Source organism: Legionella waltersii (assembly GCF_001468085.1).
In the GTDB taxonomy this organism is placed as follows: Bacteria; Pseudomonadota; Gammaproteobacteria; order Legionellales; family Legionellaceae; genus Legionella; species Legionella waltersii.
In genome coordinates, this window is record NZ_LNZB01000051.1 from 300,277 (window position 1) to 317,514 (window position 17,238).

Sequence of the window (17,238 nt, forward strand, 5' to 3'; positions counted from 1 at the left end):
TCCCCAATATCAGCCCCGATTTTTACTGATTATGGGAGCTGACAAAACGATAAGAAATTACTTCCTCAAACCAACTGGAATAGTTATATTGATGCTATTTTGTGATTGCCATTGAACGGCTCCACCTTTTCCATTGGTTAGGGAGTAGGCTACCCCAAATCGAGGCTCAGTTGGGTTATTGCTCATGTAGTTACAAGTTACTTGTCCAGTCGTGCTGTTGTAATTAACAGACTCATTGAAGTAGGTGGTTAGGTTTGCTGGCACATCATGAGCAATTGAAATCGATTTAAAATAGACTGGATTGTTCTGTGACAATATATTTTCCATTCCATAGCCCCCAATGTAATCACCAAAATTGGTTAGAACCATTGGTCCTTGAGTCGAAGGGCAGTATACATCAACGATTAGATTTACCGGACCTGCCAAGGCAGCAGCGGAAACAAAGGACAGCAACAGCAACGAACATACAGAGCTTGATTTTTTCATCGAAATTCCCTCTTTCGTTTGTTTTGAGTGTTATTGAAATTACCCGAGGCCTGTCAATCCATACTTTTGTGTCTATCAGTTTGATAGAAAGCAGCAAGTAGAGTCCTGCAGAACAAAGGCAAAGTTAATCATGGGGTAGGTCATTAGGATTGTCAACGGTCTTTCTATTGCTGCTTCATTATTGGGATTGTTGTCCAAATCGAATCGCCCCGCCTTCCCAAATTTGTTGCAAAATGTCCATATTTGTGTCATTATTGGCCCAGTACAGGCTTTTGGGGTTTATTGTATGATCAAACAATGTTTAGGTGTTTCTCTGTTGCTTGCTTCTTCCTGTGTGTTCTCATATTCAGAGGTAGAGTTTTACAAGGCTCCGATGAGTAAATTAAAGCAATATCCTTTATTGCAATCGTCAAAAAACAGCCTTTTATTAAAGGGTTCTGCAGCAGCAACAAGTAATTCATTACAACAGATCAATCAAACCAAAGAAGGCAGTTTGTTGATAACGAGATACCAGCAGATGTATCGAGGGATACCTGTCATTGGTGCCCAAATCATGATTGCTAAACAAGGTTCAAATGGCATAGCAAACGATGCTAACTCAGAGGTGAATGGGTATTTATTGGATGAAATTCATATCAATACAACCCCAGGAATCAGTAAAACCGAGGCGAAAGAGTTCGCTAAAAATTATTATTTTAAAGACAACTCAGCAATCAATATTCAAGAGGAGTCCGTTGAGCTACAGATTCGTCCAGGTCAACAAAATGATTTAAAGCTTGTTTATCTTGTTTCTTTTAAGGGCGTGGAACAAAATCAAAAACCAATATGGCCTGTTATCATTGTTGATGCGCAAACAGGCTCCGTGATTCAGGCATGGAATAACGTGAAAACCTATTCGGATGCCGGCCCTGGGGGGAATGAAAAGGTACACGAATATTGGTATGGAAAAGATGGTTTACCAGCCTTAGACGTAACCCAGCAGGGTGATGTTTGTATAATGGATAATTCCAAGGTCAGACTTATCAATCTGAGCTCAAAATGGGACTGGGATAATAAGATTCTGACCGCACACCAATATGCATGCAATAAAAATGTCGAAGAAAATATTAATGGTGCTTATTCTCCTAGCAATGATGCCTACTATTTTGGTCAGGTCATCGTTGACATGTACAAGGATTGGTATAGCCTTAATGCGCTCCAAGAGGCTAATGGTGCACCCATGAAACTTCTTATGCGAGTACACTTTGGAGAGAGTTTTGATAATGCCTTTTGGGATGGAAAATCCATGTCCTTTGGCGATGGAGAAGATTTTTATCCTCTCGTATCTCTTGATGTGGCAGGTCATGAAGTGACGCATGGGTTCACAGAACAGCATTCAGGACTGGAATATCATGATCAATCAGGTGCTATCAATGAATCCATGTCTGACATGGCAGGGCAGACCTCTCGAGCTTATCTTTTGGAAAAATCACCGCAGTTATACAGCAAAGCCTACATGCAATCCAAGGAAGTCACTTGGGGAATTGGCGAAACAATTGTTCGAGATTCCTTTGGAAAGGCTTTACGGTTTATGGATTATCCTTCATCGGATGGAAGTTCAGCTGACTGCTTAGACAAGAGTCTTGCTCAAAGCAATGGTGCGTATTGTGCTATCAGTTATGATGACGTAGTTGCCTACGCTAAAGCAAACGTGCCCTCCTTTCAGCAACAAGGATATATTGTTCATACAGCCAGTGGAATATTTAACAAAGCATTTTATTTAATGTCAAAAAATCTAGGTATAAAGACTGCCTATCAGGTTATGATAATTGCCAACACAAAATATTGGACACCCAATTCTGATTTTAAGGATGGTGCTTGCGGTGTGATTCATGCTGCTAATGATATGAAGTTGGACCCTTATGTGATTAGGTCTGCATTTAATCAAGTTGGTGTCGACACAAGAGGATGCGCCTCCCAATGAACGGGTTGTGCTTAATTGGCTCGGAATAGACTGATATTGTACTGAATGTTGCTTGTGGAACATTAAAATTAGTATATAATCTTCAGTCCTTTTGAATGGACAAATTTAGGTATCTGGATACTTAAGATCTAATAGTGTAGGAACAGAATGGCATTGCAGTTAATTACTTATTGCATACTGATATTAAGCGTGTTGTGTGTAAGCATAATGGTATTGAAGTTACGCCTACAGCCTTCACCAACGTTATCCATTTTCGAATACATCAAGTTAATGTTTAGTGGAATTGTTGCCTTCATTGCAGACACTCTAGGGGTGGGTAGCTTTGCTGTCAATGTGACATTGACCAAGCTGCTGGGAACCTTCAATGATGATGAGCTTCCAGCAGTAAATAATGGCGCACAGGTCATACCTGGTGCCATAGAGGCCTTATTCTTCATGCATCTGGTCGAGGTGGATTTAACCACTTTACTCACTCTTGTCGCGGGCGCGAGCATTGGTGGCGTAATAGGCGGACACATTGTAAGTCAATTAAGCAAGCAGGCCATTCGCTTGTCAATGATGGCTTCATTTTCAGTCATCATCGTTCTACTCGTTTTGCATCAATTTCAGTTATTACCACTGGGTGGGGAACTGACTGAACTGTGTTCTTGGAAATTATTGATTGGTTTCTTAGCGATGGTTCTTTGCGGTGCATTAACATCAGTAGGGGTTGGCTTGTTTGTAATGGTCCAGGCGGTTTTATTTCTGTTGAATGTTTCTCCTATAGTTGCTTTTCCTATCATGACTACTGCTGGGGCTGTGCAGCAGCCTTTAACGACATTAATGTTCCTCAAAAACAACAAAATACCTTTAAAGAAAACAATGATTTTAAGTCTTTCAGGATGTTTAGGGGTTTACATCACTATCCCTATTTTCACTAAACTTGCTGTAACTTGGTTGCATTCTCTTTTACTATTCATATTAGTCTTCAACTGTGTAGCAATTGGTTATACTTATTGGCGCTCACGACCAACCGAGCCAATTATGAAAGGATCAATCAAACTGGCTGTAGCTGAATAAGGGAGCACGGTATAACGATGGATGAACCAGTCAGTAAATCTCAAAAGAAAAGAGAAGCCAATTTTTTGCAGGATATAGGCGTTCAGTTGATTGAACTCAGTTTGTCTAAATTAGACGCCCTGCCTTTAACAGAAACATTGCACAAAGCAATTCTCGATGCCAAATCCATTAAAAGTCACGGCGCTAAAAGACGACAAGCGCAACTCATTGGTAAATTAATGCGCTCCGCTGATTATGAGGCTATTATTGCAGCTTATAATTCGATGCTGGAAGAGGATAGCGCTGTAACCGCCGAGTTTCACGAGGTAGAGCGATGGCGAGACCGTCTTATTCACGATGGAAAAGAGGCATTGACTGAATTCATGAATTCGCATCATCCAGAGGATCATCAGCACTTAAGGCAATTAATTAAAAAGGCTGTGGACGATGTGCAAAAAGAAAAAAACACAGGGGCTAGTAAAGCCTTATTTCGTTATTTAAGGTCTACTATAAAATGAATTATTCATTATTTATTAGTTGCCCTAAAGGATTAGAGTATTTGCTCGAAGAAGAGCTTAAAGGTTTGGGCCTAGTTGTTAACCGAGTTAGCCCACAAGGAGTGTATGGAGAGGCAAGCCTAATTACCCTCTATCAAATTTGTTTATGGTCGAGGCTTGCAAACCGAGTTCAGCTTATTCTTTTCAGCGGACATGCCTCAAAAGAGCAGGAAATTCATCAGTTATGTACCCAATTTCATTGGCAGACCGTGTTCACACATGAAAAAACGATTGCAATTGAGTTTCATGGATCCTCTCAACAAATAAGAAATACCATGTTTGGTGCTCAAATTGTAAAAGATGGGATAGTGGATCATTTTCGACGTTTAAATGGATCAAGGCCATCGGTTGACAAAGAAAGACCTCAGATATTACTTCATGCATACCTTAAAAACGAGATTTTAACAGTGAGCTTTGATTTAGTTGGTTATAGCTTGCATCAAAGAGGCTATAGGAAAAAAGCCGGTGACGCTCCGCTCAAAGAAAACGTGGCTGCAGCAATGTTACTAAGAGCCAAGTGGCCTTTGTTAGCTTCTAAAGGGTATGCCCTTTACGATCCGTTTTGCGGCTCTGGTACTTTAGTGATTGAAGCCGCTATGATGGCTGCCCATATTGCCCCTGGTTTAATTCGTCAGGATCAATCGTTACAATATTGGGCTAAACATCAAGGATCTCTTTGGGAAAAAATCAGGTCTCAAGCCTTACAACAAGTGAAGCCAATCCAGGTTAAATTAGTTGGGACCGATTCGGATAAAAGGATGATTCCCATTGCCCTATCAAATGCTGAAAAGGCCGGAGTTTTACCCTTAGTCAACTTTTCATCCATGGAAATAAAAGACTGTAGGCCACAAGCGGACAAAGGGTTGCTGATCGCTAACCCACCATACGGTGAGCGATTAGGAGATGCCTCTCATCTATTGCCGTTGTACCAGCAGCTGGGTGTTACTATGCACGACTACTATAGCGGTTGGGAGGCTGCAATTCTAACCTCTAATCCAATGTTGTCAAAAGGAATAGGATTGCGGTCAGAGAAGCAATACAGTTTATTTAATGGGCCTATCGAATGCAAATTGTATTGCTTTTCATTGTCTTCAAACAATGAATTAAAGACCGCTCAAAATGCTAGTTTATCCCAAAATGCACAGATGCTGCTCAACCGTTTGGAAAAAAATTATAAACACCTGAAAAAATGGGCTAATAAGAACAACATTTCTTGTTATCGAATTTATGATGCTGACTTGCCAGAGTATAATTATGCGATTGACCTATACAATGACTATGCTGTACTCCAAGAGTATGCTGCACCAGCCAGTGTTCCAACTCACATTGCAGAGAGAAGAAGTATAGAAGTATTGCAAGTTGTTCCAAGGGTGACGCAAATCGATCCTGGTAAGTTGGTTGTTAAGCAGCGAAAGCAACAAAAAGGGAAAGACCAATACCAACGACTTAGCAAAACAAGTCAAAAAATGGTAGTAACTGAAGGAAAGGCCAAGTTATTCGTTAATCTATACGATTATTTGGATACGGGTTTGTTTTTGGACCATCGTATCATTAGGCTGCAATTTGAAAAAATGGAACCTGGGACAAAGTTTTTGAATTGTTTTTGTTACACAGCAAGTGCAAGTGTTCATGCTGCTTTGGCTGGTGCATTAACAACCAATGTTGATCTATCCAATACCTACTTACTATGGGCAGAAGAAAACTTCAAATTAAATCAATTGAATTTAGCAAAGCATCAGTTCATCCAGTATGATTGCAGAGAGTGGCTGAGAGTAACACGCGATCGTTTTGATGTTATCTTTTTGGACCCACCCAGCTTTTCAAATTCTAAAAGAATGGAAGATACCTTGGATGTTCAACGAGATCATGTGTTGCTGATTAACTCAGCAATGAGGTTATTAAATCCCGACGGTGTTTTATATTTCTCAACAAATTTGCGTCAATTTAAATTGGATGAGCGTTTGCAAGAAAAATATTTCGTTCAAGACATCTCACAGCAGACTATCGATGTGGATTTTAAACGGAATAGTAAAATTCATCACTGTTATAAAATAATGATGCCTCAGTTTAGGGACCCTAATCGTTAATTTTTGATCCTTTCTTCTTAATGGGTTCATTCGTATCTTCATTTTCTGGGGTTTGGTAAATCTGTTCTTTCATTGCAGACATATAGCCAGCCATAAAAAACAATTCAGCAGTTAAATAGAGTGGTGCGATTAGCATTTGCGTTATATTGACCAGAAAGGCGGGTTTTTTTCCCTCAATAAAATGTCCATAAAATTGCAAACCCCATCCTACAACAAAGGTAATAACAAAAGACCAGATTCCCAATTTAGTTGGACCTTCATGGCTAAACCAGCTTGAAAGCCATAATAGAAACAGCAAAATAGGGGTTAATGGTAGTGCCAACTCCCAAGTCAGCATGAAATAATAGACAAGCAGAGCGATGGTTACTAAAAATGCTAAGCTTGTTGCTAAAACGCCAGGAATCACTATTTTAACAAACCCTAACAAGATCATTATGGAGAGAATGATTAAAGGAACGCCCGCAAAATGAGTATAACGTGTCACTGGATTTTGATGGAAAGAGGCATATAATTGAGCTTGCGCAATAAAAGGTTTCATGTTCACATTCCTGTGTATTCTTTCTTATAAAACATAGCACAAAATCAAAGAACTACCAAAGAAACCCCTTCATTCAATACCTCTTCCACCAACACAAAAATCAACGTCCTTTTCTAAAATATCGAGTCATTTTTAAAGGTGAGATCATATCATCTGCTTCTACAGCAAAAGCGGCCATATCCTCTGAATTCATGGTGTATTCGCAAATCCAATTACCATCGCCATCATCTTCTGGATTAGGATTTCCGGACATCATGCTTAACGATTTATTGCCTTCAACAATCGCGTTGTCGTCATCTTCGGCTAAAATGGGTCCAACAATGAATACCCAATTATAGCTCGTGTTGTAGTGATTAAGATTGTAAGTTAAATAGACTCCCTGAACTATCTCAGAAGACATAGAAACGCCTTCGGCTTGAATAGAGTTGATGCTTGGACAGGCCTCGGGTTTAGCATGGCCTGCTAAAGAGGCAGTAGCCCACAACACAGAACTGAGCAATACAATCAATTTTGACTTATACATCATTAGACTTCTCCTTGACGTCAGTAAAAAAACAACACTGAGACTATCAAGGGGAAAAGTATTTTTCAATGAGTTTTCAACGACTCTTGTTAATGATCTATAGAGTAATTTTTCCGAGAATATACAACACATTACCAGCGCCTGCTGAGCCAGGGATATAGGTGGCCGCAAGGGTGGTGTTTTTATAGTACAGTGACACCCATGGCAGTGCTCCAGGAAATGGAAAGCCATTGAAATAATCCACGCGAGAGGTTACTAACACGGAATAACCAAGTCCAGCTTTAAAATCCTTGCTTAGATTAGCTACTTTTAAATAGGCATACCCAACTGCAGGCTCTATATGACTGTGTGAATCCAGAAAAGCGATGCTATAGAGCCCATGCCAGTTCCCTTTCTCATCGAATAATCCTTTTCCTAAACCACCACCCCAGGCTCTTTCATTATAGGTTTTAATTTTTTCTGCCCTGTACGTGTACCGATTATGCCAAGCATAGCCTGAGAAGTAGAGCTCATCACGACCTTCATACCAAATTTGTTTTAAGCGTTGGCACACTGGTTGCATGAAACCAATCCATTTAGAGCATTTTTCTGCATAAGCGTCAATAGCTGCTTCCGCCGTGAATGAGTACAGCATGGTAGTGAGGTAGATTAATCGTCTCATGCAAATATTAGTCATAATGGGAGTATCTAAATACCATTGTTTAATGTTAGAGTTAAATTGACTAAGGTTGTGTTAATAGGGTGTTAACTGGCATTCTGCTTATTTATAAAACATAATTAAGTGAAATAAGAAGAATAACCGCAAACCTGAGAGAATACTAACATGGACTTGTTTCGCAAAAAAGATGTAACAGGATCATTAGAACATGAATCTCACCTAACTAAATGCCTAACCTTATTTGATTTAACGTTTCTAGGTGTCGGCGCGATTATTGGTGCCGGAATTTTCGTTTTGACAGGAATAGTTGCTGCAACCCTTACAGGGCCATCCATTATTTTTTCGTACGTGGTTGCTGGGTTTGCTTGTGCTTTTGCGGCACTGTCATATGCCGAGCTTGCAGCAAGTGTTGGAGGCTGTGGGAGCGCCTATGGTTATGCTTACGCAGGATTCGGTGAGCTTATTGCTTGGATTGTGGGTTGGGACTTGTTATTAGAGTACTCAATTTCCGTCGCAGCGGTATCGGTGGGATGGAGTGGTTACGCTAATGATTTTTTAGTCGCATTGGGTCTTCATGTTCCAAGTGACCTTCTTCATGGGCCACTTGATGGTGGGCATGTTAATATCTTGGCAATCAGTATTATCTCCATCTTGACTGGATTGCTCATTATTGGAGTGAAATCCAGTTCTCGATTCAATAATGCGATGGTACTTATTAAGTTACTGGTGATATTCGTGTTTATTGCTGTGGCCTTTGGAGAAGTTAAGTTGGAAAATTGGTCCACATTCATGCCTTTTGGTTGGAGCGGAGTGATGAAAGGGGCTTCAATCATATTTTTTGCCTATATTGGTTTTGACGCTGTATCCACAGCGGCAGAGGAGGCTATAAATCCACAAAAAGATTTGCCCAGAGGAATCATTTTCTCATTGGCAATTTGCACAGTTATCTATATGGTGGTGTCCCTATTACTCACAGGGATCGCTCATTATTCAACAATGAATGTTCCATCACCCATTAGCCATGTATTGCTCAATCTTGGTTACAAAACAGTTGCTGGTTTGGTTGGAATAGGGGCTATTGCTGGCTTAACGACGGTAATGCTGGTTCTCTTTTATGGCCTAACAAGAGTATTTTTAGCGATGTCTCGTGATGGGCTTCTACCTAGGCTGTTGTCCAAAACGAACGAACACACACATACACCCATAAGAATTATTTTGATCAGTGGTATTATTATGGCTTCTCTTGCTTCAGTCGCCCCAATAGGCACTTTAGCAGAACTGGTGAATATAGGGACTCTATTTGCATTCATTCTGGTTTGCGGAGGCGTGCTGTATATGCGCTATACTTTTCCAGACATGGAAAGGCCATTTAAAACACCCCTAATGCCCTACATCCCGATATTGGGTATTCTTAGCTGTTTGTATTTGGTGATTAACTTACCTCTAGTAACCTTGATTCGCTTTCTAATATGGATGGCTGTGGGTATGATTATTTATTTTGCCTTTGGACGTACTAATAGCACGTTAAATGCTGATGTATCAACAAAAACTCAATCTTAGATAATAATAATTGCAGCGGCCACTAGGCCGGCTGCAGGGATTGTTAGCATCCAAGAGTAGAATATTCTCCTGAGAACTTTCCAATGAGCAGACTCTATACCACTAATTAATCCTGCTCCTGCGATCGATCCGGTAACGGTATGGGTGGTAGAAACTGGTACACCACCCTCGGTTGCTGCAAAAATGGTGATAGCAGCACCTGTTTCTGCCGCACAGCCTTTCATCGTATTTAATTTTGTTATTTTAGTCCCCATTGTGTGAACAATTCTCCATCCTCCTGCAAGGGTACCAAGACTGATCACTGCTTGGCATGAAATGACAACCCAGAATGGCACATAGAATTCACCATCTAGCCAGGATGCGGAAAACAACAAAATAGCAATAATACCCATCGTTTTTTGAGCGTCATTGCCTCCATGAGTGATGCTGAGTAGTGCCGAGGATATGAGCTGAAATCCCTTAAACATGACTTCTAGCTCTTCCTCTTTACGATATTTAAGTAGGCGAGACAGAAGATGTGAAATGAATAAACCAATGATGAGACCTAAAATAGGAGAGACAAAAATTCCTACAGCTACTTTAGCGAAACCGGCTGCTTTGAGTGAGCCAAGACCTCCTTTTGCCAAGGCTGCTCCTGCTAAACCGCCAATGAGAGCATGCGAAGAGCTGGATGGTATTCCGAAATACCATGTGATTAAGTTCCATAATATTGCACCCATAAGAGCAGCTAAAATGAAAAAGGTATCGACTAACTGAGTGTCTATCAGCCCACTACCAATGGTTTTAGCGACCGTTAGGTTAAATATTAAAAAGGCAATAAAGTTAAAGAAAGCGGCCCACACAACAGCCTGCCTAGGAGTAAGCACGCCAGTCGTAACGATAGTAGCAATAGAGTTTGCTGCATCATGGAATCCGTTAATAAAGTCAAACACAAACGCAATGAATATGACAAAGAGGATGAATATTGTGTTGTAATCCATTATAAGTTGCGTCCTAATTAAATGTAATAACTACTCCTGGTCATCAATTTTGATACAATGCTCATTAGTTGTTTAATTGCCGCAGGTAGTTCCACTGCCCCGGCATCCAGTGCTGTGTTCGCATGATACTCTTCATCTTCCTTCATTTGTTTGAGTATTGCTTTTGTCTTTATGTCCTTTTCAGGCAGGTTGTCTAGGTGTGTCTGCAGATGATTACTGACCTGTTTTTCGGTCTCCACGACAAATCCAAGGCTTATTTTATCTCCAGCTAGTCCAGCAAGGGCTCCCAAGCATAGAGACCCGATATACCATAAGGGGTTTAATAGGCTGGGAGTGCTGTCTAATTCTTTCAGTCGAGTTTCACACCAAGCTAGGTGGTCAATTTCTTCTGCAGCGGCCTCTGACATTTTCTGTTTTACATGAGACAAGTTGGCCGTAAGTGCTTGTCCTTGGTAAAGCGCCTGGGCACAAACCTCTCCCGAATGATTGACACGCATAAGACCTGCTATATGGCGCTTTTCCTTCGTGGTTAGCTCGGTATCATCTATGTTTCGTGCAGGAGATAGCCTTAAGGATCTTCTTTGTTGGGGTGGCAATAAAGTACGCAGTGCGCCATCGACTTCGCCTAAAAATTTATCAAGGAAGCTTGTTGTTCGCATATCTACTTATCAAAGAGGATGTCGTTTAATGTTAACTGGATTGCTGTATTGTTTAAAGGGATTTTGCATAAATATTGTTTAGCTATACAAGAAATTCTCATTGCCCGCTCCCTGACAGTCGCTGCTTGGATTTGTAGTTTGCTCAAGCGAGTCGCGACGGTCAGAGCGCGGATAAACTCAGAATACCCACGTGTTCAATTTTTACAAGTGAAGTGTGGGAGTGCTGGAAAGTTGAGTAACCACGTCCTCTTTACTGTATCTCTGACCTTTATGGGCAGTAATAAGACCATTGTCTGCCAATGCATCGGCTAAATAGGAGGTGAGCGAATGGTGATGGTAGGCCGTTTGCTTGCTCATAAACTCAGCAATCAGGATAAGTGTTGTGCTTTCGTCTTTGTTTCTTAATGACTGCAATAGTTCATCTGCTCTCTGTAGCCCTGTTTTACCATGGCGGAAAAAACTAAAAATACCTGCTCCTTGCCCTCGATTATCAATAACGCCTGTATTTAGGTGGTAGTTTTTGTAATTTTTTATGGCTCCAATCAACGACTCATTCAAGGTTGCTATTTGAAACGTTACGTGTTTCGATCGTCTTACTGGTTCAAGGCCAGTTTTGGGCTTGGTGACGGAGGAAGGGTGTTCCGTACTTGGTTGAGCCTGTCTGTTTGTCACAACTCGAGTGCTTTTATTGGCCATTGGCGTGCTTTGCTGCACACTTTCGGTTGAAACCGCAACGCCACTATCTGTGGTTGGTTTTCTGGAGGGTCTTTCTTTCCGGGTATGTGTTACTTCTGCTTGATGTTTTTGGGGTGACGCTTGTTCTTCGATAGACTGTAATAATGGTTTTGGCGCATCCTGCTGTGTAACAGGTGGCTTTTCGCCTGTTGATTTAGCAGTAGCTTTAACTGAAAGACTTCTAAATCGATTAAATTTAAGCTCAGAATCTATTTCTTTCCATGCGGCTTGGATTTCTTCTGAGGTTACTCTGGTATTTTGAACTTGTACATCCATGTGTGCTAGGGTATCTATTGCCCCCTTTTTCTTTAATTTTTCTTGTAATTTTACACTCTCTAGGTAAGTCTGATATTTTTGTTGTACCTCTGTGTAAGACTCTTTTTTTGTTGCACCAATTAAGCGAAGCAATTGTGTTGGACCCATTGTTTACTCCCAATTCAAAACTGGGCATATTATAGCCAATTAAGCCTAAAAATGCCACTGTGATTTTCATACATCCAAATCATGAGCCAGTAGTCGCCTATTCGCTCTGAAGTAGGTCATGGGGGAGTGTTCTAATAAATCGGATAGTTTTTCCATGTAGATACAGGCAAATCGATCAACTTGGTAAGCAAAATAGCTTTCTTCTGCTCCAGCTCGAAACACCCGCTCCCATTTGGGGTTGTAAAAACGACTTTGTTCGGTGAGTAGCTTTGCTATTTTAGTATCTACAGTTGAAATTTGGGCTTGTAATGCTTGGATCTCTTTGTCATATTGTTCGGAGTCTTCATCAATGCTGCGCGTGCAAAGGGTTATGTATTGTTGCTCAAGCTCTTTTTTAATGGCCATGGCCTCGACAATTTTTTTCTCAGTAGGCAAGGCTTTAGTTTGTGCACTTATCTCTTCACCAAGTTCCTCTACGACCAGAGCCGTTCGCCAATTGCAATCTTTTTTCAATCGCAAAATGTCTCCATAGATGTGATCCCCGATGTACAATATCTCGTCCCCTCCAACGCCTAAATCCTCGGTGAATTTTTTGGCATTTCCCCCCTGATAAACTCCTGGAGTTATTGGACCATTGACATTACACATGGTGCCATTTTCTGGGTTAATGGATAAAAATCGTAAATTGTCATAAAAGAATCGGGGCTTATACGCTAAAGTAATTACAAATTGAAATAAATCTTGCCAAGATTCATTTTTGCTCAAAAATGGCGATAGCGCGTAATCCAGAAGCAGTTTTGAGTAGGAGTATTCGGAATTGGTTAATATAAAAATTTTCTTACCGTGGCGGATAAAATGTTTTAATCCGTCAACAACAGCCTTTTCTCTAATGACGTATTTATCGAGGTTTTTGATGATTATGTTTTTTAAGGAGCCATCAGAGTGTACCTTATCCACACAATATTGCACGTTATGGGCAATGGTTTGGAAATTAGGCATTTCATGATTGTACTTCTGTTTTAAATCCACCAATTGCCCATAAAGAACACAAAAAGCAATCGAGAACGACGTGTCTATCGCCATGTAATTCGAATCGCTTAAATCAACATAGATACTGCGATAAATTGATTGTTGATCACTAAAGCTGATTTGCTTTGTGCCGTGGTAACTTTGTCGAATTGCTCCATAACGGCTAAGTTTCAGAATGTTTCCATTCTTGGTGTCGATCACTAAACCGCGAATGGCATCATCGAAGTTGAATTTAAACGCTTTCGTTTCTTCAGGGTAGCTAAAATGCTCAACTAGGCGTTCTTTAATCAGATCATAAACCAAGGATTCAAAATTCTTAGTGTGATAGCGAATCAACGTGTGATCCATATCCAAACCGATGAGTTTGATTTTCTTCATATTGAGAATGCGATTAACAAAAACCTTGTGATCTTCCATTCGATAAAACCTTACTTATTTCAAATTTATTATACCCTCTGGTGAGGCGACGAGAACTTTATCAGCGATACGCTTCGCGAATAAGCCATTTTCAACAACTCCCGGAATGACATTCATTTTATCCTCTAAGAGGGTGAGAGGCATTAAATTCATATTAAATACATCGAGAATAATGTTGCCATTGTCCGTGGTAAATCCTTCTCTGTATTGCGGATCCCCGCCTAGTTTTACTATTTCTCGGGCAACATAGCTACGAGCCATTGGAATGACTTCAACTGCAATAGGAAACTCTCCTAAGCGTTTTACCACCTTTGATTGATCGACGATGCAAATAAACTGTTGAGCCACACTCGCTACAATTTTTTCACGAGTTAGTGCACCACCGCCGCCTTTAATCATCTCTCCTTGCTCAGTAACCTCATCAGCCCCATCGATATAAATCGGCAAATCGGGTACTGAATTTAGGTCAACAACCGGAATGCCTATTTCTCGAAGCAATTTTTCAGTGGCAATAGAGCTTGCTACACAAGCCTCTATTTTTTGTTTAATTGCTGCTAATTCTTTGATAAAACAATTGACGGTTGATCCGGTGCCAACACCGATAATACTGTCTTCTTCGATAAAAGCTAGGGCTGCTTTAGCCGCCTGTATTTTTAATTCATTCACTATTTATTCCTCTTTGGCGGATTATTTCATACAAGGAAACCCCCGTAGCAACGGATACATTTAAGCTTTCTACGGTTCCTATCATTGGCAAAGAGTATAGTCCATCACAATGCTCTCGAGTTAATCGTCTTAACCCTTCTCCTTCTGCCCCCATGGCAATGGCCACGTTACCGGTGCAATCTACTTGATATAAAGAGTTGGTCGCTTCTCCAGCTGCTCCATAAATCCAGATTCCCTGTTGTTTTAAAAGCTCCATAGCTCTCACTAAATTAGTTACTTTCACCAAGGGAATGGACTCAGAAGCTCCACAAGCTACCTTACTCACTACGGGAGTAATGCTTGCATTTTTATCTTTGGGAATGACGACAAAATCGACCCCTGTAGCATCTGCAGTTCGCAAGCAGGCGCCTAAATTATGAGGGTCAGTAATTCCATCTAGAATTAATATTAAAGCCGGTTTTTTGCAAGACTCTAAAAGGGAAAGCAGATCTGCTTCTCCATAATCAGGTAAAGGAGCTGCCAGTGCAACAACACCTTGATGAGAATATTCGGCAAAACGTTGATTCATTTTTTGGACACTTAGCTTTTCAATATCAAGGTGAGCTTTTTCAGCTTTAGCTAACAAGTCTTGTAGCCGTTTATCCATTCGCTCTTGATTAATATAGAGCTTTTTAATGGCTCTGTGTGGGTTATTTAGTACGGCATTTACTGCATGAACGCCATAAATAAGATGATCAGTCATGTGGAGCTTCATCCTCCACGGGTTCAAAATCGATTTTACGCTCGTCTAAATCAACCTTGGCCACCATCACGGTCATCTTATCTCCTAGGTGATAGACTTGACCGCCTCTTGCACCAATGAGACGATGTTTAATGGGGTCGAAATTGTAGTAGTCATTCTTTAATGAAGTTACGTGTACTAACCCTTCAACGTAGATGTCATCCAATTCAACAAATATGCCAAAGCTTGTCACCGCTGATATGCGTCCTTTGAATACTTGGCCTAATTTATCTTGCATGTACTCGCATTTGAGCCAAGCTACTACTTCTCTTGTGGCTTCGTCGGCACGCCTTTCGGTCATGGATGAATGCTTTCCAAGACGATTCATGTCGTCATGACTGTACTCAAACTCATAGACCGGATGGTTATCTAACAAATGTCCTATTGCACGATGGATCAGCAAGTCTGGGTATCTTCGTATAGGAGAGGTAAAATGAGTATATGCGGAATAGGCAAGTCCAAAATGCCCTTCATTGGCTTCAACATACATGGCCTGTTTCAATGACCGCAGCATGACGGTTTCAATGAGGTGCTTTTCAGGCCTGTCTCCAATCATGTTCATGGTGCGTTGAAAATCTTTGGGCCCTGGTTTTTTGCCTCCGGTTAATTGCAAACCCATTTCACCTAAAAATTGTCGCAATGCAGTGACCTTGTCTTCTTCAGGCGCAGCGTGAACTCTATACAGAGTTGGAATTTCAGCTTTTTCAAGAAAACGCGCCGTTGCTACATTGGCTGCAAGCATGCACTCTTCAATTAATTTATGCGCATCATTGCGAATGACTGGAACGATGCATCTTATTTTTTTGTTTTCATCGAACTCTATTTTGGTTTCTGTTGTCTCGAAATCCATTGCTCCACGGAGTTTGCGTGTATCTAATAGGACTTTATAAAGTGCATAGAGCGATTGTAATGCAGGCCATAGTTTCTCATGTTGTTCATCGGTTTTGCCATCTTGTAGCCATTGTCCAACTTTCGTATAAGTTAAGCGAGCATGAGAATGAATCACTGCCCTGTAAAAACGTGAACGAGCGATTTTTCCTTCGGGACTAATCGACAATTCAGCCACCATACATAGTCTGTCAACATGCGGATTTAAAGAGCATAACCCATTCGAGAGGGCCTCAGGTAGCATTGGGACCACTTTGCCTGGAAAGTAGACCGAATTTCCTCGTCGCGCAGCTTCTTTATCAAGAGCGGAATTTTTTGCAACATAAAAACTAACGTCCGCAATCGCAACGTACAACTGAAAGCCGCCTTTGGGCTTCTCGTAGCAATAGACTGCATCATCAAAATCTTTTGCATCTTCACCATCAATTGTTACAAACGGAAGATTTCTTAAATCAGTGCGCCCTTTTAGTTGATGCTCTTCGATTTTTTGAGGAATTTTAGCCACTTCAACAAGAACATCTTCTGGCCATTCGAAAGGAATTCCATGAGCATGAATAGCAACTTGTATTTCCATGCCAGGGGCCATGTGCTCCCCTAAAACATGCATGATTCTTCCAATGGCTTTGGAGCGTTTATTTGGAAAGGCAATTAACTCAACCAATACCATTTGTCCGTTTTTAGCGTCACTGTAAAATTCAGGCGGGATTGATATGTCTTGAGTGAGTCTTTTACTATCAGGAATAACGAAGCCAATACCATGCTCAGTAAAAAAACGGCCAACAACGGTTGCATTTGCATGCTCAAGAACTTCGTGAATTTTCGCTTCAGGTCTTCCTCGGCGGTCTAGCCCAGTCTGGAAGGCTAATACAACATCACCATGCATAACCTCTTTCATTTCTTTGGCAGAGAGCACCATGTCTTCTTTGCCATCATCTGGAATAAAGAAACCATATCCATCTGGATGTCCTTGAACGGTTCCTCTTTGCAAATTAATTTTTTGCAGGAGGCAAAAACGACCTCTGCGATCTTGCATGATTTGCCCATCACGCAACATGGCGCGTAAACGAAATCCCAGCGACTCTTGTTCGCTGTCAGAATGCAAACGCAATTTATCCAGCAATTTATGGCGAGACATAGGTTTTCCATACTCATCAAGAATTTGCAGGATGTATTCTCGACTGGGAATGGGTTCCGCGTATTTTTCGCTTTCCCTTTTATAATAAGGGTCTTTAGATTTTCTACTCACTGAT

At 40.9% G+C, this 17,238-nt stretch carries 16 protein-coding genes; 5 read left to right on the forward strand and 11 right to left on the reverse strand.

Annotated features, from left to right (window positions below; genetic code table 11):
• Nucleotides 1-57: 57 nt before the first annotated feature.
• Nucleotides 58-486, reverse strand: a complete 429-nt coding sequence (locus Lwal_RS11100; RefSeq protein WP_058480860.1) for a hypothetical protein — start codon at nucleotides 484-486, stop codon at nucleotides 58-60.
• 286 nt (nucleotides 487-772) lie between these two features.
• Between Lwal_RS11100 and Lwal_RS11105 the strand changes: the two genes are divergently transcribed.
• The 4 genes from Lwal_RS11105 to rlmKL all read left to right on the forward strand — a co-directional run bounded on the left by Lwal_RS11105 (nucleotide 773) and on the right by rlmKL (nucleotide 6,131).
• The gene (locus tag Lwal_RS11105; RefSeq protein ID WP_058480861.1) at nucleotides 773-2,449 is read left to right on the forward strand and encodes a M4 family metallopeptidase; all 1,677 of its coding nucleotides are present in this window, start codon (nucleotides 773-775) and stop codon (nucleotides 2,447-2,449) included.
• A 147-nt stretch (nucleotides 2,450-2,596) separates the two neighbouring features.
• Nucleotides 2,597-3,508: a sulfite exporter TauE/SafE family protein gene (locus tag Lwal_RS11110; RefSeq protein ID WP_058480862.1), complete on the forward strand. Its 912-nt coding sequence runs from the start codon at nucleotides 2,597-2,599 to the stop codon at nucleotides 3,506-3,508.
• Nucleotides 3,509-3,525: 17 nt separating this feature from the next.
• Entirely contained in the window at nucleotides 3,526-4,005 is a 480-nt protein-coding gene (gene yjgA, locus Lwal_RS11115) for a ribosome biogenesis factor YjgA (RefSeq protein WP_058480863.1), read from the forward strand.
• Nucleotides 4,002-6,131 carry a bifunctional 23S rRNA (guanine(2069)-N(7))-methyltransferase RlmK/23S rRNA (guanine(2445)-N(2))-methyltransferase RlmL gene (gene rlmKL, locus Lwal_RS11120; protein ID WP_058480864.1) on the forward strand — a complete coding sequence of 710 codons (2,130 nt, stop codon included), beginning with the start codon at nucleotides 4,002-4,004 and terminating at the stop codon, nucleotides 6,129-6,131. Before yjgA ends, rlmKL begins: the two co-directional genes overlap by 4 nt.
• Here rlmKL and Lwal_RS11125 read toward each other — a convergent pair.
• The 3 genes from Lwal_RS11125 to pagP form a co-directional block, all read right to left on the reverse strand.
• Nucleotides 6,121-6,669 (reverse strand): Mpo1 family 2-hydroxy fatty acid dioxygenase, encoded by a 549-nt coding sequence (locus Lwal_RS11125; protein ID WP_058480865.1) that lies wholly within the window; start codon nucleotides 6,667-6,669, stop codon nucleotides 6,121-6,123. The two genes, rlmKL and Lwal_RS11125, sit on opposite strands and share 11 nt — an antisense overlap.
• 100 nt (nucleotides 6,670-6,769) lie before the next feature.
• The gene (locus Lwal_RS11130; protein ID WP_058480866.1) at nucleotides 6,770-7,195 is read right to left on the reverse strand and encodes a DUF4949 domain-containing protein; all 426 of its coding nucleotides are present in this window, start codon (nucleotides 7,193-7,195) and stop codon (nucleotides 6,770-6,772) included.
• Nucleotides 7,196-7,289: 94 nt separating this feature from the next.
• Nucleotides 7,290-7,853 (reverse strand): lipid IV(A) palmitoyltransferase PagP, encoded by a 564-nt coding sequence (pagP, locus tag Lwal_RS11135; RefSeq protein ID WP_058480867.1) that lies wholly within the window; start codon nucleotides 7,851-7,853, stop codon nucleotides 7,290-7,292.
• Nucleotides 7,854-8,015: 162 nt separating this feature from the next.
• Here pagP and Lwal_RS11140 point away from each other — a divergent pair, with 162 nt between their 5' ends.
• Entirely contained in the window at nucleotides 8,016-9,410 is a 1,395-nt protein-coding gene (locus Lwal_RS11140; protein ID WP_058480868.1) for an amino acid permease, read from the forward strand.
• Here the strand turns inward: Lwal_RS11140 and Lwal_RS11145 are convergent.
• The 7 genes from Lwal_RS11145 to rnr all read right to left on the reverse strand — a co-directional run bounded on the left by Lwal_RS11145 (nucleotide 9,407) and on the right by rnr (nucleotide 17,234).
• Nucleotides 9,407-10,390: an inorganic phosphate transporter gene (locus Lwal_RS11145; protein WP_058480869.1), complete on the reverse strand. Its 984-nt coding sequence runs from the start codon at nucleotides 10,388-10,390 to the stop codon at nucleotides 9,407-9,409. The two genes, Lwal_RS11140 and Lwal_RS11145, sit on opposite strands and share 4 nt — an antisense overlap.
• Before the next feature lie 17 nt (nucleotides 10,391-10,407).
• Nucleotides 10,408-11,049, reverse strand: coding sequence for a 2-polyprenyl-3-methyl-6-methoxy-1,4-benzoquinone monooxygenase (coq7, locus tag Lwal_RS11150; protein WP_058480870.1), 642 nt, complete (start codon nucleotides 11,047-11,049; stop codon nucleotides 10,408-10,410).
• Between the two features lie 201 nt (nucleotides 11,050-11,250).
• Nucleotides 11,251-12,207, reverse strand: coding sequence for a hypothetical protein (locus Lwal_RS11155; protein ID WP_058480871.1), 957 nt, complete (start codon nucleotides 12,205-12,207; stop codon nucleotides 11,251-11,253).
• Nucleotides 12,208-12,273: 66 nt separating this feature from the next.
• Nucleotides 12,274-13,653, reverse strand: a complete 1,380-nt coding sequence (locus tag Lwal_RS11160) for an HAD-IG family 5'-nucleotidase (RefSeq protein WP_058480872.1) — start codon at nucleotides 13,651-13,653, stop codon at nucleotides 12,274-12,276.
• Between the two features lie 15 nt (nucleotides 13,654-13,668).
• Nucleotides 13,669-14,319, reverse strand: a complete 651-nt coding sequence (rpiA, locus tag Lwal_RS11165) for a ribose-5-phosphate isomerase RpiA (protein ID WP_058480873.1) — start codon at nucleotides 14,317-14,319, stop codon at nucleotides 13,669-13,671.
• A complete protein-coding gene (rlmB, locus tag Lwal_RS11170; protein ID WP_058480874.1) occupies nucleotides 14,312-15,061 on the reverse strand; it encodes a 23S rRNA (guanosine(2251)-2'-O)-methyltransferase RlmB in 750 nt (249 codons plus the stop codon). The genes rpiA and rlmB overlap by 8 nt, the downstream gene beginning before the upstream one ends.
• The gene (rnr, locus tag Lwal_RS11175; RefSeq protein WP_058480875.1) at nucleotides 15,054-17,234 is read right to left on the reverse strand and encodes a ribonuclease R; all 2,181 of its coding nucleotides are present in this window, start codon (nucleotides 17,232-17,234) and stop codon (nucleotides 15,054-15,056) included. Before rnr ends, rlmB begins: the two co-directional genes overlap by 8 nt.
• Between the last annotated feature and the right edge of the window lie 4 nt (nucleotides 17,235-17,238).